Below are 24,619 nucleotides of genomic sequence, written 5' to 3'. Positions count from 1 at the left end.
TCATTGGTCCTGTTTGCGGTTGAGGGCCAATGCCTGGGCGGGCAGCAGGCGTACCGCATCGCCGCTGTGCAGCAGGTGCGCGCCGAGGGCGACGATGACGGAGCCGGGGCTCACGCCGCTGTTGAGCAGGGCATCTTCCTGGCCGAGACTGGCGACGTTGACGGGCGAGAAAGTGACAGTGTTATCCGCGCCGATCACCCATACCCCGGTGCCTTGCCCTGCATCGTGCAACGCGCCGATGGGGACGCGGGTCTGTTGCGCCTGGCCATTACCTTGCAGGCGCACCGTAATGGTCGAACCGAGGGCGAAGCGGTCGACGGTGCCGTGCAACACATAACGCGCGCGGTAGGTGCGGGTGGTGGGGTCGGCGCTGGCGGAGAGTTCGCGCAAGGTGGCCGCTACGGCTTGATCAGGCGCGCCGAACGGGAAGGCCAGGGCTTTTTGCGAGGCCTGTTCGCGCTGGTTTTCCGGCAGGTTGACGATGGCTTCGCGGGCACCGTCACGGGCCAGGCGCGCAACGATCTGGCCTTCGGCGACTACTTGGCCGGGGTCGACCCGTACGTCGGTGATGATGCCGTCGCCGTCGGCCTTGAGCACCGAGTAAGTGCGGCGGTTTTCGATCTGGCTGGCGTCGGATTGCGCCGAAGCCAACTCGGCTTCGGCGACGCGCAGGTTGGTCGCCGACTGGTCGAAGATCTGCCGCGACACGGCGCCGGTACTCGCCAGGCGCTGATAGCGGTTGGCGTCATCGCGGCGCTGGCGCAGTTGCGCCTGGGCGGCATTGACGCGGTTTCTGGCCGAGCGCAGGGCCAGCTCGAAGTCGCCGATATCCAGGACCAACAGGGTGTCGCCACGGGAGACATGCTGGCCGGGATCGACCTTGCGCTCGATCACCTTGCCACCTACGCGAAAGCCCAGGTCGCTTTCCGTACGAGCCGCGACCACACCGGTGTAGGCGCTTTGTTGGGTGCCGGCGGCTTCGACCTTGGCGGCGAGTACCGGTCGTGGTTGGGGCGCCTGGGCGGCGGGGTCGGCCTGGCTGTTGCAGCCGCTGAGGATCATCAGCAAGGCCACGGGCGAGAGAAGGCGCAGCGGGAGAAGGTTCATGTCGGGCTCCAGGGGATGACCATCGGGCAAAAAATTATGGACATAATTTTTTACGCATATTATGGTCGAAATATAAATTAATCCAGCCCCCGGATAATCCCCATGTCGAATGCCCCGGTTCCGTCGCGAAGCCTGCTCTTGCTACTGGTTGCCCTTACGGCACTCGGCGAAGTCTCGACCCAGCTGATCATCCCCGGCCTCGGCGCCATCGAGCAGGCGCTGGTCGCACCGCCGGGCTCGGCATTGATGGCGCTGTCTGCCTTCGTTGCGGCGTTTGGCCTGGGGCAATTGGTGTTTGGGCCCTTGTCGGACCGCATTGGTCGGCGTCCGGTGTTGATCGGCGGGTTGCTGCTGTATGTGCTGGCGACCTTGTCGATGCTGCTGGTCAGCGACATGCATCAATTTATCGCCGCCCGCGTGCTGCAAGGGCTTGGCGCCTGCGCAGCGCTGGTGTTGGCGCGCACGGTGGTGCGCGATGTATGGAAAGCCGAAGCGGGGCCGGCCCTGGCGCTGACCATGATCGGCATGCTCTACGCCATTGTTGTTGCGCCGATGGTTGGCGGTCTGCTGATCAAATTGTTGGGCTGGCATGCGCCGATCTTGCTGGCACTGGTGATCGGCAGTGTGGTGTTGTTGCTGGCGCTGCGGTTCTTTCGTGAAAGCAACGCATACCTGGACCCGAAGGCCGGCCATTGGCGCACGCTGGGCGGCCAGTATCTGGATTTGCTCAAGGGCCGCCCATACCGTGCATTCGCCGTGGCGTTGGCATGCACCTATGGCGCGATGTTCGCGGTGATTGCCGGTTCATCGGCGGTGTTTATCAACTTGCTGGGCTTCAGCAGCCTGGAGTACGGCATCAATTTTGGCGTGATCGTGTCGATGCTGATCGTCGGTTCCACCTATACCCGGCGCAATATCCTGCGCCTGGGGCCGCAGCGGATTGTGTCGATGGGGGTGACGCTGGTAGCGCTCGGTGGGGTGTCGGCAGCGGTGATTTATGGCCTGTTTGGCTTGTCGGTGTTGGGCCTGGATATTCCGATTGCCCTGGCCACGCTCGGCGGCGGCCTGGTGTTGCCCGGCTCGGTCACGGGCGGGGTGATGCCCAACGCGCACCGCGCCGGGTTAGCGGCTGGGTTGATGGGCTTTGCGCAAATGTTCGGCGCCACGTGCAGTGGCGTGCTGCTGAGTCAACTGCGCGATGGCAGCGCTACACCGATGATCATGATCCAGGCGGGGTTTGCGGTGATGGCGTTTGTGGCGTTTCACGTATTGCGTGAGCGGCGTGTGGCGCCGGTTCTTGTGGGAGATGCCTAGTTTTGGCGAGGCTGAACGACCGCTATTGGGGCACGCGTATCTACACAACTTCCAGTGGATGCTGAATCTATGGCAAACACGCTTCTGTGGTGAGCGGGCTTCTGTGGTGAGCGGGCTTGCCCCGCGCTGGGTGGCGAAGCCGCCCCAATAAAAACACCGCGCAGTATCAGACAGAACCCGGTCGCATGGTTTGTACCGGGGCAAGCCCGCTCACCACAGAGTTATGTGTCAACTTTTAAGAGTTGTGTAGATACCTATAGCTATCGGGGGCAAGCCCCCTCCCACATAGGCGAAACGGAACTCCCTGAAATCCGCACCAGTTGTCACACTTTGTCCAAGTTATTCGGGGCTGGATGATTACGATTCTCTTTTGAGTCCAATCCTAAGGTCCACGCCCATGCTTGCTGCTTTTCGCTTTACGCCCCTGGCCATGCTGGTTGCCGGCAGTTTCAGCGCCCATGCCGACGAACCCGTTGCCCTGGAACTCAACGATGTGGTGGTGACGGCTGCCGGTTATGCCCAAAGCGTGGAAGACGCGCCGGCCTCGGTTACGGTGATCGACGGCGAGGCACTGCGCCGTAAGTCCTACCGCGACCTGGGCGATGCGGTGCGGGATGTGGAAGGCGTGACGGTCAACGGCGGGGCGAATGAAACCGACATCTCCATCCGTGGCATGCCCGCCGATTACACCCTGATCATGGTCGACGGCAAACGCCAGAGCGCGAGGGAGTCGCGGGTCAACGGCAACAGTGGCTACGAGCAGAGCTTCGTGCCGCCTGCCGCCGCCATCGAGCGGATCGAAGTGGTGCGCGGGCCGATGTCGTCGCTGTACGGCTCGGATGCGATCGGCGGGGTGATCAACGTGATCACGCGCAAGGTCTCGCCGAGCTGGGCCGGCTCCATCGGCTACGACTACTCGGCCCGCCAGCACAGCGACCAGGGCAATGCGCGCCAGACCCAGTTCTACCTCAGCGGTCCGCTCAAGGAGGATTTCCTCGGCTTGCAGGTGTGGGGCCGTTACCTCGACCGCCAGGCCGACGATGACATCGAACAGACCAACGGCTTCAGCCAGGCCGACCACCGCGACCTCACCGCGCGCCTGGCCTTCACCCCGACCATTGATCACGACATCCTGCTGGAAGCTGGCGCCACGCGCCTGAAGAATGGCGACGGGATGAGCGCCAACTGGGCCACCCGTGAGCAGGAAAACAACCGCGATCATTGGTCCCTGTCTCACCAGGGCCGCTGGGGCTGGGCGACCTCGGACATTGCGCTGTCCCAGGAAACCTCGACCCGCGAAGGCAAGGCCACCCCGGCTCAAACCGATATCTACGGGCGTAAACCCGAGATCAAGAACACCGTGTTCGACGCCAAGCTGGTGGTGCCCACCGCCCATAATGTCAGCACCGTCGGCGTGCAATGGAATGAAAGCGAGCTGACGGACTGGAACCAGGGCCTGGGTGACCGCGTCGACTATAAATTCTCGGTGGTGCAAAAAGCCCTGTTCGCCGAAAACGAATGGTCAGTCACCGACCGCTTTGCCTTGACCACCGGCCTGCGCCTGGATGAACACGAAGAGTACGGCGCGCATCTAAGCCCGCGGGTCTACGGCGTGTGGCGCGCCACCGACCAGTGGACGCTCAAGGGCGGTATCGCCCGTGGCTTCAAGGCGCCGGAACTGCGCGCCGTGGTCGAGGACTACGCTTACCTGCGCCGCAACCGCTTCGTGATGTTCGGCAACCCCGATCTCAAGCCCGAAACCAGCACCAATTACGAAGTCTCCGCACTGTGGAGCAACCGCGATGACCTGTCGGGCGGCGTGACGCTGTTCTACAACGATTTCCAGGACAAGCTCTCCACCGTCACCACCGATCGGCGCTGGAACGGTTACACCGTCATGGAACGGGTCAACATCGACAAAGCCATCATCCAGGGCGTGGAACTCAACGGCCAATGGGATATCAGTCCGAGCGTGCTGCTCAAGGCCAACTACACCTACACCGATTCCGAGCAGAAAAGCGGTGCTAACAAAGGTGCGCCGCTGGCCCTCACACCGGAGCAAAAAGCCAATCTGCGCACCGAGTGGAGCATCAACGACCGCACCCAGGCGTGGGCGTCGCTGAGTTACTACGGCGAAGAAACCGGCAACACCATTACCGACGAACCGGCGCCGGGCTACACCACGGCTGACCTTGGCGGCTCCTACGATGTAAACGATGCGTTGACCCTGAACGCCTCCCTCAACAACCTCACCGACAAGCGGCTGGACGATGAAACCTACGGCACGGTGAACTACGGCCGCACCTTGTGGATGGGCGCCACGTACAACTTCTAAAGCGCTGCGGGCAATCGCACCACCGCGCACAGGCCTGCCGGTGGGCGATTCTGCAACACCAGTTCGCCGCCATGGGCCTGGATGCACGACCGAGCAATCGCCAGGCCCAACCCCACACCGCCGTCGCTGACGCCGCGTTGCACAAAGGGTTCGAAGACTTTATCCAGCCAGTCCTCGGGCAGGCCTTGGCCGTGGTCGAGAATCTCGATGCGCAGCCAGCCGTTGTCTTCCCGGATCAGGCTCAGGTGGGCATCGCCGGCATGGTGCAGGGCGTTGTCGATCAGGTTGGTCAAGGCGCGTTTGAGCGCCAGGGCGCGGCACGTCAGCATAAGGGGCGGCGCACCGGCCCAACTGACGGGTTGCCGCAGGCGCTGATAACGCTTGGCCAGGTCATCCAGCAGGCTGCTCAACGATAGCGTTGCGGTCGCTTCCTGCACTGCATCATCGCGCACGAAACTCAGGGTTTCTCGCACCATTGCACTCAGCTCCGCAAGGCTTTCGAGCATGTCGTCCCGGACGTCGCCGGGCTCCAGCAATTCCACTTGCAGGCGCAGTTCGGTGATCGGCGTATTCAGGTCGTGGCTGACCGCCGCAAGCATCCGCGTGCGGCCTTCGACATGCCGGGCAAGATTGGCCTGCATGGTGTTGAAAGCGGCCGTAAGGTCGCGGGCTTCCTGCGGGCCGCGTTCCGGCAGAGGCGCGATCCATTCACCCCGGCTGACGCGCTCCGTGGCCTGGGCCAACGTCTTGATCGGGCGCACCACGCGGGCGATGAAAAACATCACGATCAGCAGCACCGGCAGCGTCGTCACCGGCAGGCTGTAGGCCAGCACGCGGCCCCATTCATAGGCGCCGGCGGGGTACTGCACTGCATTGAGGTAGTTGCCATTGGGCAGCGGCACGCTGGTGCGCAGGCGCAACGGTGCCCAACCGGCGGGGCTGAATACGTGGGTGCGGGCGTCGGCGCCGCTGATGCGTTCCAACTGCATGCCGATGGTGGCCGTGTCGTCCAGTTGCAAGTGGCGGCGCAGTTCGTTGGCCAGCCGCTGTTCTTCCGGGCGCAGCTCAAATAGCGCCACTTCCGGCGTGGGGGCGATCCAGAAGCGCGTGTTGTCATGGCTCATTCCGGCCAGCAGGTGTTCGGTTTCCGTTGAGGTCAGGTCGATTGCCGTGTGGTGCGCAATTCCCAGGCGCTCCAGGCTGAAACTGCGTGACAGCGGGTGGATCAGGCTGCCGGTGCGCTGCAGAAACAACATCGCGATAGCGTTGGAGGCGAGCAATGCCAGCAATAACAACAGGCTCAATTGCCGCGCCAGGGTGCGCGGCCACAGCCGGTTCAGGGCGTACATTCATTGACCTCGGCCGCCAACAGATAGCCGCCGCCCCAGATCGTGCGCAGCAGGTCCGGCGCGGCATCGCCCTGGGCCAGCTTGCGGCGCAGGCGGCTGACCTGGCGGTCGATGGCGCGGTCGCTCACGTCGCTGTCGGCAGCGGCGGTGAGGTCGATCAAGCGTTCGCGGGGCAGCAAGGTGTTGGGGTGGGTCAGGAACACCTGCAACAGGCGGCTTTCCGCTGTACTGAGCTGGATCGCCGGGCAGGCCTCGCGCTGCAAGGTGGCGTTGGCCACGCTGAACTGCCAGCCGGCAAACCGATAGGCGCGGGCGCCACTGCTGGGCAAGGCGGGCCCGGTGTTGCGGCCTTGGCGGCGCAGCACACTGTTGATGCGTGCCACCAGTTCGCGGGGTTCGAAGGGCTTGGTCACGTAGTCGTCGGCGCCCAGGTCCAGGCCTCGGATGCGGTCGGCGGCGGTGTCACGGGCGGTCAACAGAATCACGGGGGTATTGCTGCGCCGATGCAGTTGGTTGCACAGCTCGAAACCATCACCGTCGGGCAGCAGCACGTCGAGCACCACCACGTCGAACGCCTGGGTCTTGAGCAATTGCCACATGCCGGCCGCGTCCTCGGCGGTGCGCACGTCGAAGGTGTGTCGACGCAGATAAGTGGCCAAGGGTTCGCGGATTTTGCGGTGGTCATCCACCACCAGCACGCGCGGTGCGACAGGCGCAGGGGCAAACGGCATTGCAGCCCTCGGAAGGTTGAGCGGGAGAGGGTGGATATTACTACGAGTCATTATCATTAACGCTGTTTTTATGGCGAGTTGCGGGTATGCCGTTCTATCAGTAGGACGCTCTAGGGTGTTTTAGCCGCCTAGCGCTCAATTGCTATCGGTTTTAAGGTGTATGCACTTTGGAGGATCACCATGAAAAAACTCATCGGCATCTACACCAGCCCTCGCGCCCATTGGGTCGGCGACGGTTTCCCGGTGCGCACACTGTTTTCCTACGACAACCTGGGCAAACACATCAGCCCATTCCTGCTGCTGGACCACGCCGGCCCGGCCGAATTTACCCCTACCGAACAACGTCGCGGCGTCGGCCAGCACCCTCATCGAGGGTTTGAAACCGTGACCATCGTCTACGACGGCGAAGTCGAGCACCGCGACTCCACCGGCGCGGGCGGCACCATCGGCCCAGGCGATGTGCAATGGATGACCGCCGCAAAAGGCATTCTCCACGAGGAGTTCCACTCCGAAGCGTTTGCCCGCAAAGGCGGCGCGCTGGAGATGGTGCAACTGTGGGTCAACTTGCCCGCCAAGGACAAAATGGCCGACGCCGGTTACCAGACCATCGTCGACGGCGACATCCCCGTGCTGCCGCTGGCCAATGACGCCGGGCACCTGCGCCTGATCGCCGGTGCATTCGCGGGCACTCAAGGCCCCGCACGGACCTTCACACCGATCGACGTATGGGACCTGCGCCTCAACGCCGGCCAACCAGTGACCCTGGACCTGCACGCCGGGCGCAACACCGCTCTGGTAATCCTGCGCGGCACCGTGCTGGTCAATGGCGAGGAAGTTGCGCGCCAAGGCCAATTGGCACTGTTCGAGCGCGATGGCACGCAACTGGTCCTGGAGGCCAATGACAACGCCATGGTGCTGCTGCTCAGCGGCGAGCCGATTGACGAGCCTATCGTCGGCCATGGTCCTTTTGTGATGAATACAGAGCAGGAAATTCACCAGGCGTTTGTGGATTTTCAGTCGGGTAAATTTGGGCGGATGCACGCCTGACTGGCTTTCTCCCAAATTTCGCATTGTTTTTGTAGTGAGCGGGCTTGCCACGCGCCGGGCTGCGCAGCAGCCCCACTACCTTCACCGCGTTTCTTCAGAAAAAACCACACAGCCGGTTTCGGGCCGCGTCGCGCCCCAGCGCAGGGCAAGCTGGCTCACTACAAAAGTCAGCGCTGATGTGCCCGCCAGCCCCATTTCATGCGGCCATTCGCACTGGAGTCGTGTCAATGCCCTTGCCGTTAGCAACTATTGATAGCTGTGTTAAATCTATCGACTGAAAAAGCTGAAAGCGAAAGGTTTGCTTGTTGACCAGTAGCCATATTGGCCAATGCATCACCAATTGCCGGTGCAAACTTAAAACCGTGTCCTGAGCAAGCAGATGCAAAATAAGTTGAGTTTATAGCTTGAGATTTTCCTATCAAGAAAGAATCATCAGGGCTCATCGTGTAGAAACAGTTCTTTACTTGCGTCGGAATAGGGTCAAGCGTAGGAAATAGGGAGTCGATGATTGGGGCGATTTCGTTTATATAGCACCGTTGCACGCGTGCATGTTTCCAGTCGGGAAACGATGGATTTTGCTGCCTGTTATGAAAGCCAATTTTTACACCAGGCTCGCTACTAACAATTGATGGGACACCATAGAGAAGCCCGCCATCTTCTCGCTCGTAAAGAAAAATGGGGAACTGCTCTTGAGAAAATAGAGCTTCGGAACCCGTTTTTGGTTTGAACCAATATATGGGGACTCGGCGCGGCTCCAAGAAGCTAGAGATCTCAGGCATAAGGTCGCTGGCCATCCAGGGCCCTGTAGTGATGATTACCGAGAGTGCAAAGTAAACACGTCCGCTCTTGGTCGTCACGCGCACGCCCGCGCCTTCATTTTCGAGTTTTACGACAGTGTCACCGAATTCGGTTTTGGCGCCATTGAGAACCGCCTCGTCCAACATTGCTAACCTCGCATCGGTGGCCGAAATTGCATAAGCGCCAGGCTCGTATACCGCCTGCATCTCCCCCGGCATGTTGAATGCCGGCATCCATTTTCGAGCCTCTGAATTGCTCCAGAACTCATGTTCAATTCTTCCTTCTTTCGCAGTTTGAATGCTTCCGTTCAGGATGCGACTGGATTGAGTTCCGACGAAAATGCCACCCGTATGAAACAAGAGATGTTTTTGAGTGACGTGCTCAAGTTCGTTCCACAATAAATCAGCATGGTTAAGTAGTTGAAGATATTTATTCCCCTCCCAGTAGGCGCGGCGAAATATTCTCGAGGCGCCATGGGATGAGCCATAGTCATGGGTGGGGCTGGAAGCGTCTATTCCTAATGATCTAGTGCATTTTGGTGCGACTCTCCATAGAGCAGCTGCCCCCATAACTCCAAGGCCGATAACGATAATATCATAATGATTTTTCATTTATGTATTCTCTATTTAGACGGTTGGTTGTTTATTGCGTCGTAAATGACCAGGACGATTAATGTGCCGATGAATATGAAGCTCAGTGCGAGTGACGTGTCTGAAATTTTTTGTTTTTGGGTATATGTTGAGATTGATATTAGTGTTATGGGTAGTATGAATTGTATCAATCCGGTTACGGATAATGGTATTTTTCCTGTCGAATATGACAGCATTAATAAAGGTGTGATGGAGACTGCGCCTGCTATAAGAATTAGCGTGTTCGATGGGCTGTCGAGTTCGTCGCTATACATAATTGGAATGTTGAGCGCGAGCTTGGCTATTGCTAGGCCTAGGGTTAGGAACAGCGTTTCTACAAACAGTCCGCTTACAGCATCTAAAGAGGAGTATTTTTTTATATAAATGTAAGCTCCCCATGTTCCAGAGATTATTAGGTATGTCAAGTGGTTCAAGTTTTTGGATGATATAATCAACGCGATGATAAAGCCGAGTGTTACCAGTAATATGGCGGCTTTTTTTGGGCTGATTTTTTCACGGTAAATTACTAATCCGATTGCAATACAAAAGAAGGGGGCTATTAAATAGCCAAGTCCGCTTTCTAGAAAATGTTCATTGATAGAAGCCCAGATAAAGGCTCCCCAGTTCGCTGCAATGAGCAACGAAGCAATACAGTGCAAGAAGACAGTTTTCGTTGTGACTTTTTTTATCTGACTTGCTTTACGGAAAATACATACGAACACAGCGAGAATGGCAGCTGATAGGACGATTCGATAAGCGACCAATGTGATGGGGGAAACATCAGTGAATGATCTCCAGTAAAGTGACGATAATCCTAGAAATAAATTTGCCAGGCCAGACAAAATTATTGGAAGGGCGTATGTCGAGATAGATTTCTGGAATGAGTTCATAATCGATCACATCGGACGATGTGAAAATTCGATAATTTCATATGACCAATAAATGTTTCCGTTTTGATCGGTGGAGTAGGCAGCTAAATCTCGATTGCTCCAGTTTTCAAATTCGAGCTTCAAATATTTGTCCAGCGCTTTCCATTGGGCGGTGTAATGAATGAGCGGGAACGTATGCCTCTCAACTAACTTATAGGTTAATGGAGGCTTTTTTTTGTATTTTTGATCGTACCTGTGCAGCACGTCACGTATTCCCATCAGCGAATTTAGCCCAACAATTGCTACGCCCGAAGGTGCAAGGTATCTCGGAAGGTCCTCAAGAAATCGACTAATAACCTCTTCGCCATAAAACATAGCGCGCATGGACAATTGGTCTGTCTGATTAGACGTGAGCAATCGTCGAATAAATGATTTAGACGGTGTTCTCCAGCCAGGAGGATTGAAAACTATCGTATGGAACTGTCTTTCAGCAATGCCATCGAATAGGTCACTTGTAAGAAAAGAAATAGTATCGTGTTTAAAGTTGATATGTTCGTTTGCCTTGGCCTGCGCGATTGACCTTTCGCAGACGTCAGTAGCGGTGATGTCGTTACCGCCAAGCTTACGTGCCAAGAAAGCATGGACGCCACTTCCTGTGCCGATATCCAAAAAACCACGATCCGAATCTTTTAAATATGCTGATTGCAGCAGGTAGCTTCCAAGTCTCACGCCGGCGAGGCTAACATTGAATACTCCAGAGGCATGAGTTAGGTTTACGCTGTGACCTAATCCAAAGTAAACTCTATAGGCCCCCTCGAGACAACTCTGGTAGTCCGTCTTCAAGTGAAGTTGTCCAGCTATGCCGTGATCAATTAAACCTCGCATATCTAAAGTCTCCTTCCCAATTCTTTTGAACGCGCGCAGGCCTGTCTAAGGCCCTCTACAATGACAGCTTTCATTTTTTGATTGTTAAATAGCTTTATCGCTTGTTCGGTTGTGCCATTTTGCGTCATGACTTTTTCACAAAGTTTTTCTGGCGCCTCTTGATAGACGTCAAGCAGTTCGGATGAACCGCGCAGGGTTTGGACTACCATGGCGCACGCGTTGCGTTCATCAAAGCCCGCCAATAGAGCATACTCAACAAGAGCTTGTGCAAAGTAGGCGACATAAGCCGGCCCCCCACCGACCAACGCTGTTGCATCATCAATGAGGGATTCTTCTTTTACGATGAGTAATCTGCCGAGCTTGGAGAACATCCCATTAACCAGACATCTATTTTTTTGAGTGGTTTGTGGGGTAAATGCTAATACGGACATGCCCTCGTTGATGGCGGATGGAAGATTTGGAATTGCTCGGCAAACTTGTAAGGTTTTTAAAAGATCTGCCAGTTCGGAAAGATTGACCCCCGCCATAACTGAAACCGTCATGTCGGTACGTAGCTTATGCTGCAAATTGCTTTCTGCGAGCGTCGCAAAGGCTTGGGGGGGAATGGCTAGGATCATAATTTTTGAGGTTGAATTGTTTGGCAGGTTATTTATTACCTGAATCCCTGCGTTTTTCATTTCATTGCCGTAAGTATGGTTCAGGTCGACAGCTGCGATGGATAGAGTTTGGGATGATCGCTTTAAGCCTAAAGCTATTGCATATCCCATATGGCCAGCCCCAATAATGACAACGTCTTTCGCGAACGCCATAAATAGCTCCTATTGAAATTATTTTTTAAGCCTCGTATCAATCTGCTGGTTTTTCAAATTTAAAGCGTCCTAAAAATGTGTAGTACATTTCTTATCATGTTTCGGGTTGTTAGGATGTTGAGGGTGGCGTTTGTGGCGCTCCTGGGATGTTTGGAGTGTACCAAGAGACCTCTTCAGAAATGTCTGAAGGAAGTTTTTCTGCATGGCACTCTTGAACTAAAGGACTTTGCGTGGGAGATAACTTGAATCTCTATGCCATGGTCCGAATATTTTTCCTGCCCTATACCCGCCACCCCCATTTCATGCGATCTTCCCGTCATTCGCCCTGGAGTCGCCTGGATGCCCTCATTTATCTCCGATCACCCGATGCTCTGCGCCCTGGCGCTGATCCTCATCGACATCGCCGTGTGGCGGCTTATCTCCGCCAACCTCGCCAATTGGAAACTCGCGGCGCGGTTGGTGATCTTCGCTGTCTTCAGTGCCGTGCTGTTCAACGACGGCATGAATCCAATGCTCGTCGCGCCCTATGCCGACAACACCGCGTTGCACATGGCTGCCACGGCGTTGCAGATTGGTTGGTGGTTGTTCGCTGCGCGTACGCTGACGGTGTTGCTCGGGGCGTTGATGATGCAGCGGGTCGGGCATACCGGGCGGTTGTTGCAGGATTTGATGGGCGCGGTGATTTTCCTGATTGCGATCATCGCGGCGCTGGCCTACGTGCTCGACTTGCCAGTCAAAGGCGTGCTTGCGACGTCCGGCGCGGTGGCGATCATTGTCGGCCTGGCGTTGCAAAGCACGTTGAGCGATGTGTTTTCCGGGATCGTGCTCAACACCACCAAGCCCTATCAACTGGATGACTGGATTTCCATCGACGGCACCGAAGGCCGGGTCACCGATATCGACTGGCGCGCCACGCGCCTGCAAACCTCCCAGGGCAGCATGGCGGTGATTCCCAACTCCTTGGCGGCGAAGGCCAAGATCATCAACTTCTCGCGCCCGGCGGACATGTTCGGCCTGGCAGTCAGCTTGCAGGTCAGCCCCCATGCGCGGCCGCAAACGGTGATCGAAGCGCTGGAGCGTGCCATGCAGGGGTGCCGGCCGTTGTTGGCCAAGCCCGCGCCGAGTGTGGCGTTCAAGACTTCCGCGAGCGGTGGCGTGGAGTATGAAATCAGCGGCTTCGTGCCGGCCATGCCCCTCAAGCGCGAAGTGCGCAACCAACTCTACGACCTGGCGTTCCGGCACCTGCAAGCGGCGGGTGTGAGCCTGCTGTCTGCTGGCGAAAGCGCGACCCCGGTGCCAACTTCCCGAGCACGGGCGTTGCTGGACAGCTCGTCGATTTTCTCGACCCTGCGCCAGGAGGAAAAAGACACCTTCAGCCAGAACATGACCCTGCACAGTTACCGCCCCGGCGAGATGATTTTGCCGGCGGGGGAGGTCAGCGATCATTTGTTTATCGTGGAGTCGGGTGTGGTGTCGGTGATGCTGATCAAAGGCGGTCATACCTTCGAGGCCGGGCGCATGGGCCCTGGAGAGGTCATCGGCGAAGCGGGGATTTTGACCGATCAGGCCGCGTTGGCGGACTTTACCGCCAAGACGTTCTGCACCCTGTACCGCATTGAAAAGGAATACCTGACGCCGTGCCTTGACGCACGACACGACATCGCCGACGCCATGAAAACCCTGCTGGACTTCCGCTTGCACGCGGCCCAGGCCCTGACCCAGGACGCGCCCGTGGTGCCGGTCAAGAAGGGCTTTTTACAGTGGCTGCGCAAGCGCGGTCTTTGACAGACCGCACAGGCACACAGAGATCCCCTGTGGGAGGGGGCTGTGATGTTTGAGGGAGAGCGGGGGTTACTGCAGGTTCACATAGAGGCCGCCATCGACGAGCAACGACGCGCCTGTGACATAACGCGCCATATCCGAAGCCAGGAACACAATCGGCCCAGCCACATCATCCGGCTCACCCAACCGCCCCAACGGCGTACGCGAGGTCATGTAGGCGAGTTTTTCCTCGTCGGCCAGATCGTCCTTGTTGATGTCGGTGGCGATGGTCCCCGGTAGTACCGAGTTGCAACGAATGCCATAGGGCCCCAGTGCAATGGCGCAGGACTGCATCAACGAATGCAGCCCGGCCTTGGTTGGCGTGTAGTGGGTTTGCATGCCGCCGCCCACCAGCGCGCTGATGGAGCTGACCGCGATGATCGCGCCGCCACGGCCCTGGTTTTTCATCTGGTTGGCCGCCGCCTGCACGGCGAAGTAGGCGCCGTTGAGGTTGGTGTTGACGGTTTTCAGGTAGACCTCGCGCGGCATGTCGAGGAACGAGTGGAACGGGCAGATCCCGGCGTTGTTGACGAACACGTCGACGCTGCCGAACGCCTTCACCGCGCCAGCCACCAGCTTGTCGCCGGTGTCCGGCTCGGCGGCATCGCCACCCACTTCGATGGCCGCACCGCCAAACGCCTTGATCTCTTCGATCAGCGAATGCGCCGCCTCGGTGCCTTGGCCGCTGCCACTGTGGCCGATCACCACGCGGGCGCCCTGGCGTGCACATTCACGGGCGGCGGCGCGGCCGATGCCACGGGAGGCGCCGGTGATGATCACGGTTTTGTCTGCAAGCAACATAAAAACACTCCTTCAAAAATAGGCGGCGTCAGCCGAGGTAATTACCGTAACCGACCATGGCGATGGCGCCGAGGATCACTGCGATACCGGCCACCAGCACGCCTTTGTTGGCGGCGCTGGTGCCGTGCCATTCGCGGAAATACAGGCCCCAGCAGTTGGACACGATGATGATGAATGACATGTGCAGCACCCACGAACTGGCGTCGTTCTGCAGGCGGCTTTCGCCCATGCCGTAGAAAAAGAATTGCAGAAACCACAGCGTGCCGGCGATGGCCACCAACAGGTAATTGCCCAGCAAAGGCGTGCTGCGATCGAAATAGTTATGGAAGCTGCGGTTGCGCCAGTTCAGCCACAGGCACCAGATGCCGTTGGTGGTCAGCCCGCCCCACATGATCACCATAAAGGTCACGTTGTTCTGGAACAGGCTGTTGGCGCCGTGCTCCACAGCCGCAGCGGCCAGCGGGCGGCCGGCAGAAATGCCGTAGCTGAAACACGCACTGAGCACCCCGGAAATCACCGCCACCAGCATGCCCTTGCCCAGGGAAAACTCGCTGACACTGGCGAACTTCACCGCCTCGGACACTTCCCGTTCCTTGATCAGCCCAGCCTTGCCGCACACCGCAATACCCACCAGCGACACCGCCACGCCCCACAACACCCAGTGCCCGCCCTGAGAGGCCAGCATCGAAGTCAGGGTGCCTTCGGTGGCATCGGTGAACAGGTCGCGGTACAGCGCCGGCATCAGCGCGCCGAGGGCCGAGGTCAGGCCCATGATCAGCGACATGCCCAGGGACAGCCCGAGGTAGCGCATGGTCAAGCCGAAGGTCAGCCCGCCGATGCCCCACAACACGCCGAACAGATAGGTCCACAGCAGGGTGCTGGTGTCGGCGTTGCGCAGGATGTCTACCCAGCCCGGCACCGTCAGTTGCGCCGCGATCAACGGCACGATCAGCCAGGACACCAGGCCGCCGGTGATCCAATAACTTTCCCAGGCCCAGCCGCGGACCTTCTTGTAGGGGATGTAGAAACTGCCGGAGGCGAAGCCGCCGATGAAGTGCAGAATCACACCAAGGAGAATGATTTCCACGTAGTCGAATCCTTTTTATTGTTGTTGTGCATCGGTGGGTTCAGGGCCGGGACAGGTGGAACATGGGCAGCAAATCGACGCTGGCCGGCGAGGCGTCCGCATGGCTGGGCATGATGTCCTGCATGTAGCTCCACCAGCGTTGCATCAGTGCGGTGCCGGGCAGTTCGTCCAGGCCGTGGGCGTCTTCATGGGTCAGCACGGCGAACAGCGCGTTGGCCGGTTCGTCGAGGTAAATCCGATAGTCCACCACACCCGCGTCCAACAACGCCTGGGCCAGTTCGGGCCAGATCTCGTCGTGACGCCGGCGATATTCGTCGGCCTGCCCGGGGTTGAGGTTCATGCGAAAGGCACGGGTCTGCATCACTGCGCTCCATGGGTCGGGGTGTAGATGCGCACTGCGTTGTGCAGGAAAAACTGCGCCTGCACGGCTTCGGGTTTGTGCGCCAAACAGCTTTTTACGAGCCCCAGCGTGGTGGCGAAATCCGCCAGGTGATCGCTGTTGGGCCAGTCGCTGCCGAAGAAACAGCGCTCGTCGCCAAACGCTTCCCACAACACCGCTAACCGGTCGTTGTAGAACGCGGTGTCGACGATCAGGCCGTGCGGGCCGACCTGGGGGATTTCCGCGAGTTTGGCGAATACATTCGGCCGCTCCGCCAGGCGCAGCAGGTCGGCGTGATAAGCGGCCTCTTCACCGGCCGGCACTTGGGCATTGGGCAAATGGTCGACAATGATGCGCAGCTCGGGCAGTGCATCGCTGAGCTTCAACAATCCCTTGATCAAACGCGGGTTCGGGTTGGCACTGTCCAGGCTGCGCCCGCTGGCGGCCAGTTGGCGCAGGCCGTTGATAAAACCGGGGCGCGTCTGATCCAGCAGCAGGTCGCGGTCCCACAGGTTGCCGTAGCGCAGGCCGAGGAACAGTGGCTCTTGCACCAGTGCAGCGAGGTCGGCGGCGAAGTCGGCGTGCAGCGGGTCCAGGTTGCCGACAAACCCGAGCATGCGCGGGTCGCTGCGCAGGGTTTCGAGGATCCAGCGGTTGTCGTCGCGCCATGGGCTGGCTTCCACCGCGATGGCGCCGACCACATTGTGCGAGCTGGCGACGGTCCAGTAATCGCGGGGTAAATGCGCGGCATACAAGCGGTTGCCCGGCTCGGGCCACGGGATGCCCTGGGGGCGACGCGGATCGAACAGGTGCAGATGACTATCGATGATAGGGCCGGTATAGAGCGTCTGGGGCATTGCGCAATCCTTGTGGGACTCTGTCAGGAACGGCCAGCACGCTACCGCGCACCGGCCCATTTCACCACCTCAGCTCTGCAGGTACACCACATGGGTATGGGTGTATTCGTAGAGGCCGTGCTTACCATCGGCACCGCCGATCCCGGACTTACGCACGCCAGCATGGAAACCCTGCATGGCCTCGAAGTTTTCGCGGTTGACGTAGGTTTCGCCAAAGTCGATCTCGCGCACCGCGTGCATGGCCTTGCCCAGGTCACGGGTGTAGATCGACGAGGTCAGGCCGTAGTCACAGTCATTGGCCAGGGCGATGGCTTCGTCGAGGTCGTCGACGATCTGGATCGGCAGCACCGGGCCGAAGATCTCTTCGCGCATGATCTCCATATCGGCGCTGCAGCCGGCCAAAACCGTCGGCTGGAAGTGAAAGCCCGCGCCAAGGTCAGCGATCTGCCCGCCGCTGACCAGCGTGGCGCCCTGGCTCAACGCGGTGCGCACCTTGCGATTGACGTTGTCCAGGCCCTGGCGGTTGATCAGCGGGCCCATTTCCGCATCGGCCATGGCCAGCGGATCACCGTAGCGCGTGGCCGACATGGCCGCGCTGATGCGCTCGATAAACTGATCCGCGACCTTGCGCTCCACATACACCCGCTCGGCGCAGTTGCACACTTGCCCGGTGTTGATAATGCGCGAGTCGCGGATGGCTTTGACGGCCAGGTCGAGGTCGGCATCCGCCAGCACAATGGCCGGCGCCTTGCCGCCCAGCTCCAGGTTGAGCTTGGTAATGTTCGGCGCGGCGGCGGCCATGATCCTGGAGCCGGTGGCAACGCTGCCGGTGAAGCTGATCATGTCCACGCCTTTGTGAGCGGTGAGTGCACCGCCGACCTGGCCATCACCGCAGACCACATTGAACACGCCGGCGGGCAGGTCGGTCTCGGCCACCAGTTTGGCGAATTCAAAGCAGTTGTTCGGGGTTTCTTCGCTGGGCTTGATCACGATGGTGTTGCCGGTGAGCAGCGCAGGGGCCATTTTGCGTGCGATCAAAAAGAACGGGAAATTCCACGGAAGGATGCCCGCCACTACGCCCAAGGGTTTGCGGAACAGGAAGATGTTTTCGTTGGGCCGGTCGCTGGTGATGATCTCGCCTTCGATGCGGCGCGCCCATTCGGCCATGTAGTCGAGGTAGTCGGCGGTGAAGTTCACTTCGACTTCGGCCAGCCCGCTGACCTTGCCCTGTTCCAGGGTGATGGTGCGGGCCAGGTGCGCGACGTTTTCCCGCAGCTTGGCGGCGATACGGCGCAGGTGCCCGGCGCGTTCGATGGCCGGTTTGCGCGCCCACTCTTTTTGCGCACCCCGTGCAGCGGCGAGGGCCTGGTCGACGTCAGCGCCGGTGGAGGCGGGCACCTTGGACAGCAAGGCGCCGGTGGCCGGGTTGAGCACATCGAGATGGGCTTCGCTGGAGACGAAGCGGCCATTGATGAAGTTCTGGTACACGGGAACGGATGACATGGGCAGCTCCTTAGTAAGTGCGCGACGGCGCTTTCGCGTCGGTAACCGGGCGATAGCGGGCGAGGGTGGCCAGGGCGCTCTGGCGCAGCAGGCTGATGTCGATGGCCACGGCGATAAAGCGGCAACCCCAGGCCTGGTAGCGGCGTGCGTCGTCTTCGTTGGGCGCCAGGATGCCGCAGACCTTGCCGGCGGCGAGGGTGGCGTCCACCGCGTGCCGAATGCGCTCCTGCACCTCGGGGTGGCCGGGGTTGCCGGCGTGGCCGAGGCCGATGGACAAGTCGGCGGGGCCGATAAATACCGCATCCACGCCTTCGACAGCGGCAATCGCCGCGACGTTTTCCGCGCCCAGGCGCGACTCCACCTGCACGATCAGGCACAGCTCTTCGTGGGCGGTTTGCAGGTAGTTCGCCACACCATCCCAGCGGGTGGCGCGGGTCAAACCGCCGCCGACGCCGCGGATGCCGTGGGGCGGGTAACGCATGGCGCGCACCAGGGCCTGGGCCTGTTCGGCGGTTTCGACCATAGGGATCATCAGCGTCTGGGCGCCGACGTCGAGCAGTTGCTTGATCAGGCTGGCGTCGCCATTCACCGCACGCACCACCGGCGCGGTGGCGTAGGGCGCCACTGTCTGCAATTGGTTGAGTACGCTGGGCACGGTGTTGGGCGCGTGTTCGCCGTCGATCAGCATCCAGTCGTAACCCAGGCCTGCGACGATCTCGGCGGCGTAGCCGGTGGCGAAACCGGCCCAGATGCCGTACTGGGTGGCGTCGTGCGCCAGGGCGGCCTTGAAGCCATTGCGGGGCATGTTCATGGCAGGTTCCTTAGCGGTTATACGGACGGTGCAGTTGGCAATCCGGGTTCAGGTCAACGCCGAAGCCGGGCTTGTCGAGCACCGACAGGCGCATGCGGCCATTGATTGGCACCGGTTCGCCGAGCAGTTGCGGGTGGAACATCGGCACCACTTCATCGGCCTTCGGCGCCATCATCAGGAATTCGGCGAACGGGCTGTTTTGCCGCGTGGCGACAAAGTGGTAGCTGTACACCGACGAGCCGTGGGGCACGACCATCGCGTTGTGGGCGTCGGCCAGGGCCGAAATTTTCACCAATTCAGTGAGGCCACCGCACCAGCCGACATCCGGCTGGATAATGTCGCAGCAGCCCATTTCCAGCAGCATGCGGAAACCCCAGCGGGTGGCTTCGTGTTCGCCAGTGGTCACCAGCATGCCCTTGGGCACGTTGTTGCGCAGGGCCGCGTAGCCCCAGTAATCGTCCGGGCTCAGGGCTTCTTCGATCCACTTGAGCCCGTGTTCATGGGCGCCGATCGCCAGTTTGGTGGCGTAGTTGAGGTCCAGGCTCATCCAGCAATCGAGCATCAGCCAGAAGTCCGGGCCGACCCGCTCGCGCATGTCGGCCAATTGTTTGAGGTTTTTGCGCAGGCCTTCTTCGCCTTCGCTGGGGCCGTGGTGCAGGGGCATCTTGCCGCCGATAAAGCCCATCTTCTGGGCCAGGTCCGGGCGGGCGCCGGTGGCGTAGAACTGCAATTCGTCACGCACCGCACCGCCGAGCAGTTGGTGCACCGGCTCCTGGCGGATCTTGCCGAGCAAGTCCCACAGCGCCAGGTCGACGCCGGAAATGGTGTTGATCACCAAGCCTTTGCGGCCGTAGTAGAGGGTGGACTGGTACATCTGGTCCCAGATCTTTTCGATATCGGTGACGCGGGCACCTTCAATAAAGCGCGCCAGGTGCTTTTCGACGATATACGCCGCCGGTTCGCCGCCGGTGGTCACAGCAAACCCGACGGTGCCGTCGCTGGCTTCGATCTCCACCACCAGCGTGCCGAGCACGTTGATGCCGAAACTGCGACGGCTCTGGCGGTACTCGGGGTATTTGCTCATGGGTGTGCAGATGTGATCGTCGATCCAGTGGCCGTCGGCCTGATCGTGGTAATCGGCGCCGCCGCCTCGCAATACAAAGGCGCGCACGTGTTTGATGGTGAGATGACCCATGGTAAGACTCCTGGCGTTAAACAGTGGCCGGCGTGTTCGATGCAGTGCGGCCGGGTGAATGGATGCCCAGTACCAGCAACGCAGCCAGTACCGTGGTAGCGGACAGCAGGTACAAACCGGCTGCCGGGGAATGGAAGGCGCCTTCGGCCCAGTGCTTGATGACCGGTGCGATAAAGCCGCCGAGGGCACCGAAGGAGTTGATCAGCGCAATGCCCGCTGCCGCAGCGCTGCCCGCCAGGTAGCTCGACGGAAAGGTCCAGAACACCGGCTGCACCGCGATAAAACCCGAGGCGGCAAAACACAGGGCGAGCATGCCCAGCAACGGGTTGGTGAAGGTCACCGAGCAAGCGATCCCGGCAGCGGCCATCAATAACGTCAGGCAGGCGGTGCGGCGGCGCTCGCCGGTGCGGTCGGAATAACCGGGAATCCACCACGCAGCAAACAGCGCGCAGATCCACGGAATCGCCGAGACCAGCCCGACCATCAAGCCGACCTTGGTGCCGAGCAGGTCGCCCACTTGGGTCGGCAGGTAAAACACCACGCCGTAGACGCTGGCCTGGATCAGCAAATACACCAGGCACAGGTACAGCACCGATGGCTGGCACAGCACGTTGAGCAGGCTGCGGCCGTGGGAGGTTTTGTGTTGGTCTTCTGCATCCAGCAAGGTCTGGATTTGCTCGCGCTCATCCGCGCTCAGCCACTTGGCATCGGCGGGACGGTTGTCCAGGTACCAGTAGGCCCAGATGCCCACGGCGGTGGCCATCAGGCCTTCCACCGCGAACAGCCACTGCCAGCCATGGATGCCAGCGAAGCCGTCCATCTCCAGCAGCAAACCGGACAGCGGGCTGCCGAAGATAAATGCCAGGGGCGCGCCAAAGTAGAAGAAACCCATGGCCTTGCCGCGCACGGCCTGGGGGAACCAGTAAGTGAGGTAGAGGATCACGCCGGGGAAGAAGCCGGCTTCGGCCACACCGAGCAAGAAACGCAGCAGGTAAAAACTGGTTTCGTTGTGGGCAAACACCATCGCCGCCGAAATCAGGCCCCAACTGACCATGATGCGGCACATCCACAGGCGGGCGCCGACACGGTGCAGGATCAGGTTGCTTGGCACTTCCAGCAGCGCGTAGCCGACAAAGAACACACCGGCGCCGAAGGCAAACGCGGCATCGCTCAAGCCGGTGTCGGCCTGGAAGGCTTGTTTGGCGAACCCGACATTGGCGCGGTCGAGAAACGCCATGATGTACATCAACAGCAGGAAGGGCAGCAGCCGCCAGGAAATCTTGGCGAGCAGGGGCGCGGGCAGGGTTTTCATGATGGAGTCCGTTGTTTTGTTCTTATGGGACGGACTGTACGGCGACCGAGCAATGCGCTACAAATCGAATCTAGCTTACAAGTGATACCCTCAGGGTATCGATAATGAGGAATTCATGAGTAGTCCCGTCATCTCCCGCAGCCTGTTCAATCGCCTGCGCTACAAGCATCTGCACATGCTGGTGGCGCTCAGTTCCAGCCAGAACCTGCACCGTGCCTCCCAGGCCCTGAACATGTCGCAACCGGCGGCCACACGTATGTTGCGCGAGATCGAGGACATGTTCGGTTGCGACCTGTTCGAACGCCTGCCACGGGGCATGCGGCCTACGGCGCTGGGCCAAGAGCTGATCCGCTTCGCCGAGTCGGCCCTCAGCGGCCTGGACCGTTGCGCCGAGGACTTGATGGCGCGCCAGCAGGGCGGCTACGGCTACTTGTCCATCGGCACCATCATGGGCGCCGCGCCGGACCTGGTGATGGACGCCATCGCGCAGATCAAAGCGCTCAACCCGCAACTGCGCATCCGCATCATGGGCGACACCAGCGACCAGGTGATCCAACTGCTCGAACAGGGCCGCATCGACCTGGCCATCACCCGGCGCAACGCCGCCACCGACAGCGAGCACTACAGTTTCGAGCCTCTGGGCAACGAGCGAATGCTGGTGGTCGTGCATGCCGGGCACCGGCTGGCGCAACGTAAACACCTGGACCTGGCGGAACTGGTGCGCGACTGGCCATGGATCCTGCAACCGCAAACCAGCCCGGCGCGCATCGGCTTCGACCAGGCGTTGCAGGACCTGGCACTGCCAAGCCCGGCGGACATTATCGAATGCAGCTCGGTGTACTCCATGCAGCAGTTGATCCAACTGACCGACGCAGTGATGGTGCTGTCGGAAAGCGCCCTGCGCGATTACCTGAAGATGGGCCTGGTGGTGGCGCTGCCGGTGGCCCTGGATGTGCGCCTGGCACCGTTCGGCATGTTGCTGCGCAAGGGCGAGGGGGTGAGCCGGGAATTGGGGCTGTTTATGGATTTGCTGCGGCAGAAAGCGGCGATGCTCTAAACGCAATGTTGAAAAGGGCATGGTGTCGCGGCAGGATATTAAATAGAATGAATCTCATTTGAGACTCACTCGCGCCGTGCAGGTTGCTTGCCATGAATGATGCTGTTGTCCCGACGCATGCCCCTGAACTGACGCTGTCAAGCTTGTACCGTGACCATCGCAGTTGGCTGGAAAGCTGGCTGCGCCGGCGCCTGGGCAATGCCTGGGATGCGGCGGACCTGAGCCAGGATACGTTCCTGCGCGTACTGGCCAGTGCCCAGCCGATTGCACAGATGCAGGAGCCGCGGGCGTATCTAGTGACGGTGGGTAAGCGCCTGTTGGTGAATTTTCATCAGCGTCGCAGCCTGGAACAGGCGTATATGAACGCCCTCGCCAGCTTGCCCGAAGCCTGTGTGCCGTCCGCTGAACAGCGCTGGCTGATGCTGGAAACCCTGCAAGCCCTGGATGAATTGCTCGATGGCTTGCCCGTGCTGGTGCGCCGCGCCTTTTTGTGGAGCCAACTGGAGGGCCTCGGGTACCGCGAGATTGCCGAACGGCTGGACGTGTCCGAGCGCACGGTCAAGCGTTACATGGCCCAGGCCTACGAACATTGCCTGCTGGTGGAACTGTGAGCCGCGACGTCGCCCGTGCTGCCGCCCAGTGGCTGGCGTTGCTGGAGTCCGGCGCGGCCACCGAGCGTGATCACGCCGCGCTGCAGCACTGGCGCGACAGCCATCCGCAACATGAACAGACCTGGCAGAAAGCCCAATCCCTGCGTCAACGCTTCAGCGGTTTGCCCCAGGCACTGGCGATGGCCAGCCTCGACCGCCCGCAACCGGGCCGGCGTGCGGTGCTCAAGCGCGCATTGGGCGTGGCGGCGCTGCTGCCGACGGCTTGGCTGATCAGCCGCCAGTTGCCCATCGACACTTGGCGGGCCGACCTGCATACCGCCACCGGCGAGCGAAAACGCCTGCCGTTGGCCGACGGTGCCAGCCTGCAGCTCAATACCGCCACGGCAGTAGACGTAGACCTGGCGCAGCGCCGCATCAGTCTGGTCGACGGTGAACTGGCGCTGACGGTGCCGGGCACGGCGGCGATGACCGTGCACACCCGCTACGGTGAACTGCGGCTCAGCCAGGCTGAACTTTGTGTTCGGCAACTGGCGTCCGGTTGTCTGGTGTCGGTGCTCAAGGGCATGGTGCAGGTGCGCGACCTGAACGGCCAGACGGCGACCTTGCAGGCAGGCCAGCAAGCGCCGCTCAAGGCCAGTGGACTTGGCGCCTGGGCGCCGTTTGACGTGTTGCAACTCGGTTGGCGCGATGGCGTACTGACTGCGCAGAACCAGGCGTTGGGGGATTTTCTGCGGGAATTGGAGCGCTATCGTCCGGGTGTGTTGCGCTGGGAGCCTCGGCTTGAAGCGTTGCGGGTGACCGGCAGTTTTCGCCTGGACGACACTGATCGCATCCTCAACCTGCTGGCCTCGACCCTGGGCTTTGAGGTGCAGGCGCGCACGCGGTATTGGGTCACACTCAGCTGAGAGCGAGCTTGCCCGCTCACCACAACAGCTTTTATATATCCATATCGAATAAATAAAGAGTTATATATTCCTTTTAATGTCTCTACCGATAGCGCACTTTGAGGGCCTGCGCATTCGTGCGGATTGACCCAACAACCAAAAGGAAAGCCGACATGACTATTAAAGCGATCAACGTGCGCAACCAGTTCAAGGGCGTGATCAAGGAAATCCTGCTGGGCGAAGTGGTGTCGGAGATCGACGTGCAAACCGCGTCCGGCATCGTGACGTCGGTGATCACCACCCGCTCGGTGCGCGACCTGGAATTGAAAGTGGGCAGCGAAGTGATTGCCTTTGTGAAGTCCACCGAAGTGTCTATCGCCAAGCTGTAGACCCTAGCCCCCGCCATTGCAGCGGGGGCCATTTTTTGC

General features: G+C 59.9%; 23 protein-coding genes. 8 read left to right on the top strand and 15 right to left on the bottom strand.

What is annotated here, in order from left to right; genetic code table 11:
• Entirely contained in the window at nt 1-1,107 is a 1,107-nt protein-coding gene (locus EJD88_RS14620; RefSeq protein ID WP_158878324.1) for an efflux RND transporter periplasmic adaptor subunit, read from the bottom strand.
• Between the two features lie 102 nt (nt 1,108-1,209).
• On the opposite strand from EJD88_RS14620, the gene EJD88_RS14615 reads away from it, so the two are divergent.
• Entirely contained in the window at nt 1,210-2,421 is a 1,212-nt protein-coding gene (locus tag EJD88_RS14615) for a multidrug effflux MFS transporter (RefSeq protein ID WP_158878323.1), read from the top strand.
• A 397-nt stretch (nt 2,422-2,818) separates the two neighbouring features.
• Nucleotides 2,819-4,756, top strand: coding sequence for a TonB-dependent receptor domain-containing protein (locus EJD88_RS14610; protein ID WP_158878322.1), 1,938 nt, complete (start codon nt 2,819-2,821; stop codon nt 4,754-4,756).
• On the opposite strand, the gene EJD88_RS14605 is transcribed toward EJD88_RS14610, so the two are convergent.
• Together EJD88_RS14605 and EJD88_RS14600 are read right to left on the bottom strand one after the other, a co-directional pair.
• Nucleotides 4,753-6,072 carry an ATP-binding protein gene (locus EJD88_RS14605; RefSeq protein ID WP_160385006.1) on the bottom strand — a complete coding sequence of 440 codons (1,320 nt, stop codon included), beginning with the start codon at nt 6,070-6,072 and terminating at the stop codon, nt 4,753-4,755. The genes EJD88_RS14610 and EJD88_RS14605 overlap by 4 nt on opposite strands.
• Before the next feature lie 20 nt (nt 6,073-6,092).
• Nucleotides 6,093-6,836 carry a response regulator gene (locus EJD88_RS14600; RefSeq protein WP_158878320.1) on the bottom strand — a complete coding sequence of 248 codons (744 nt, stop codon included), beginning with the start codon at nt 6,834-6,836 and terminating at the stop codon, nt 6,093-6,095.
• A gap of 180 nt (nt 6,837-7,016) precedes the next feature.
• On the opposite strand from EJD88_RS14600, the gene EJD88_RS14595 reads away from it, so the two are divergent.
• Nucleotides 7,017-7,883, top strand: a complete 867-nt coding sequence (locus tag EJD88_RS14595; protein ID WP_158878319.1) for a pirin family protein — start codon at nt 7,017-7,019, stop codon at nt 7,881-7,883.
• 239 nt (nt 7,884-8,122) lie between these two features.
• Here EJD88_RS14595 and solA read toward each other — a convergent pair whose 3' ends face one another.
• Genes solA through EJD88_RS14575 form a run of 4 tightly spaced genes read right to left on the bottom strand, consistent with a single transcriptional unit; the run spans nt 8,123 to nt 11,873 of the window.
• Nucleotides 8,123-9,292, bottom strand: a complete 1,170-nt coding sequence (solA, locus tag EJD88_RS14590; RefSeq protein ID WP_158878318.1) for an N-methyl-L-tryptophan oxidase — start codon at nt 9,290-9,292, stop codon at nt 8,123-8,125.
• Nucleotides 9,293-9,303: 11 nt separating this feature from the next.
• Complete coding sequence (locus tag EJD88_RS14585; RefSeq protein WP_158878317.1) at nt 9,304-10,200, bottom strand: EamA family transporter; 897 nt, start codon at nt 10,198-10,200, stop codon at nt 9,304-9,306.
• Between the two features lie 6 nt (nt 10,201-10,206).
• Nucleotides 10,207-11,064, bottom strand: a complete 858-nt coding sequence (locus EJD88_RS14580; RefSeq protein WP_158878316.1) for a methyltransferase — start codon at nt 11,062-11,064, stop codon at nt 10,207-10,209.
• A 2-nt stretch (nt 11,065-11,066) separates the two neighbouring features.
• Entirely contained in the window at nt 11,067-11,873 is an 807-nt protein-coding gene (locus tag EJD88_RS14575) for a pyrroline-5-carboxylate reductase (RefSeq protein WP_158878315.1), read from the bottom strand.
• Nucleotides 11,874-12,212: 339 nt separating this feature from the next.
• Between EJD88_RS14575 and EJD88_RS14570 the strand changes: the two genes are divergently transcribed.
• Nucleotides 12,213-13,658, top strand: coding sequence for a mechanosensitive ion channel family protein (locus tag EJD88_RS14570; protein ID WP_158878314.1), 1,446 nt, complete (start codon nt 12,213-12,215; stop codon nt 13,656-13,658).
• Nucleotides 13,659-13,724: 66 nt separating this feature from the next.
• On the opposite strand, the gene EJD88_RS14565 is transcribed toward EJD88_RS14570, so the two are convergent.
• The 8 genes from EJD88_RS14565 to EJD88_RS14530 form a co-directional block, all read right to left on the bottom strand.
• Nucleotides 13,725-14,495: an SDR family NAD(P)-dependent oxidoreductase gene (locus EJD88_RS14565; RefSeq protein WP_158878313.1), complete on the bottom strand. Its 771-nt coding sequence runs from the start codon at nt 14,493-14,495 to the stop codon at nt 13,725-13,727.
• Between the two features lie 28 nt (nt 14,496-14,523).
• A complete protein-coding gene (rhaT, locus tag EJD88_RS14560) occupies nt 14,524-15,582 on the bottom strand; it encodes an L-rhamnose/proton symporter RhaT (RefSeq protein ID WP_099583148.1) in 1,059 nt (352 codons plus the stop codon).
• Between the two features lie 40 nt (nt 15,583-15,622).
• Nucleotides 15,623-15,943, bottom strand: a complete 321-nt coding sequence (gene rhaM, locus EJD88_RS14555; protein WP_158878312.1) for an L-rhamnose mutarotase — start codon at nt 15,941-15,943, stop codon at nt 15,623-15,625.
• Entirely contained in the window at nt 15,943-16,818 is an 876-nt protein-coding gene (locus EJD88_RS14550) for an amidohydrolase (protein ID WP_158878311.1), read from the bottom strand. Before EJD88_RS14550 ends, rhaM begins: the two co-directional genes overlap by 1 nt.
• A gap of 69 nt (nt 16,819-16,887) precedes the next feature.
• Nucleotides 16,888-18,321, bottom strand: coding sequence for an aldehyde dehydrogenase (gene aldA, locus EJD88_RS14545; RefSeq protein WP_158878310.1), 1,434 nt, complete (start codon nt 18,319-18,321; stop codon nt 16,888-16,890).
• A 10-nt stretch (nt 18,322-18,331) separates the two neighbouring features.
• Nucleotides 18,332-19,132: an aldolase/citrate lyase family protein gene (locus tag EJD88_RS14540; protein ID WP_158878309.1), complete on the bottom strand. Its 801-nt coding sequence runs from the start codon at nt 19,130-19,132 to the stop codon at nt 18,332-18,334.
• Between the two features lie 10 nt (nt 19,133-19,142).
• Complete coding sequence (gene rhmD, locus EJD88_RS14535; protein WP_158878308.1) at nt 19,143-20,327, bottom strand: L-rhamnonate dehydratase; 1,185 nt, start codon at nt 20,325-20,327, stop codon at nt 19,143-19,145.
• A gap of 16 nt (nt 20,328-20,343) precedes the next feature.
• Nucleotides 20,344-21,639 (bottom strand): MFS transporter, encoded by a 1,296-nt coding sequence (locus EJD88_RS14530; protein WP_099583142.1) that lies wholly within the window; start codon nt 21,637-21,639, stop codon nt 20,344-20,346.
• Nucleotides 21,640-21,754: 115 nt separating this feature from the next.
• Here EJD88_RS14530 and EJD88_RS14525 point away from each other — a divergent pair, with 115 nt between their 5' ends.
• The 4 genes from EJD88_RS14525 (at nt 21,755) to EJD88_RS14510 (ending at nt 24,580) form a co-directional block, all read left to right on the top strand.
• Entirely contained in the window at nt 21,755-22,696 is a 942-nt protein-coding gene (locus EJD88_RS14525; RefSeq protein WP_112195434.1) for a LysR family transcriptional regulator, read from the top strand.
• 92 nt (nt 22,697-22,788) lie between these two features.
• Entirely contained in the window at nt 22,789-23,307 is a 519-nt protein-coding gene (locus EJD88_RS14520) for a sigma-70 family RNA polymerase sigma factor (RefSeq protein ID WP_158878307.1), read from the top strand.
• Nucleotides 23,304-24,212, top strand: a complete 909-nt coding sequence (locus EJD88_RS14515) for a FecR domain-containing protein (protein ID WP_099583139.1) — start codon at nt 23,304-23,306, stop codon at nt 24,210-24,212. Before EJD88_RS14520 ends, EJD88_RS14515 begins: the two co-directional genes overlap by 4 nt.
• A 152-nt stretch (nt 24,213-24,364) precedes the next feature.
• A complete protein-coding gene (locus tag EJD88_RS14510; protein ID WP_003173733.1) occupies nt 24,365-24,580 on the top strand; it encodes a molybdopterin-binding protein in 216 nt (71 codons plus the stop codon).
• The last annotated feature ends 39 nt before the right edge of the window (nt 24,581-24,619 follow it).

Origin of the sequence: Pseudomonas sp. PB105 (assembly GCF_009764655.1) — a bacterium.
GTDB classification, from domain to species: Bacteria; Pseudomonadota; Gammaproteobacteria; order Pseudomonadales; family Pseudomonadaceae; genus Aquipseudomonas; species Aquipseudomonas cyclaminis.
The sequence above is the reverse complement of the archived record's forward strand: the minus strand, read 5'-3'. Positions and strand labels throughout refer to the sequence as shown.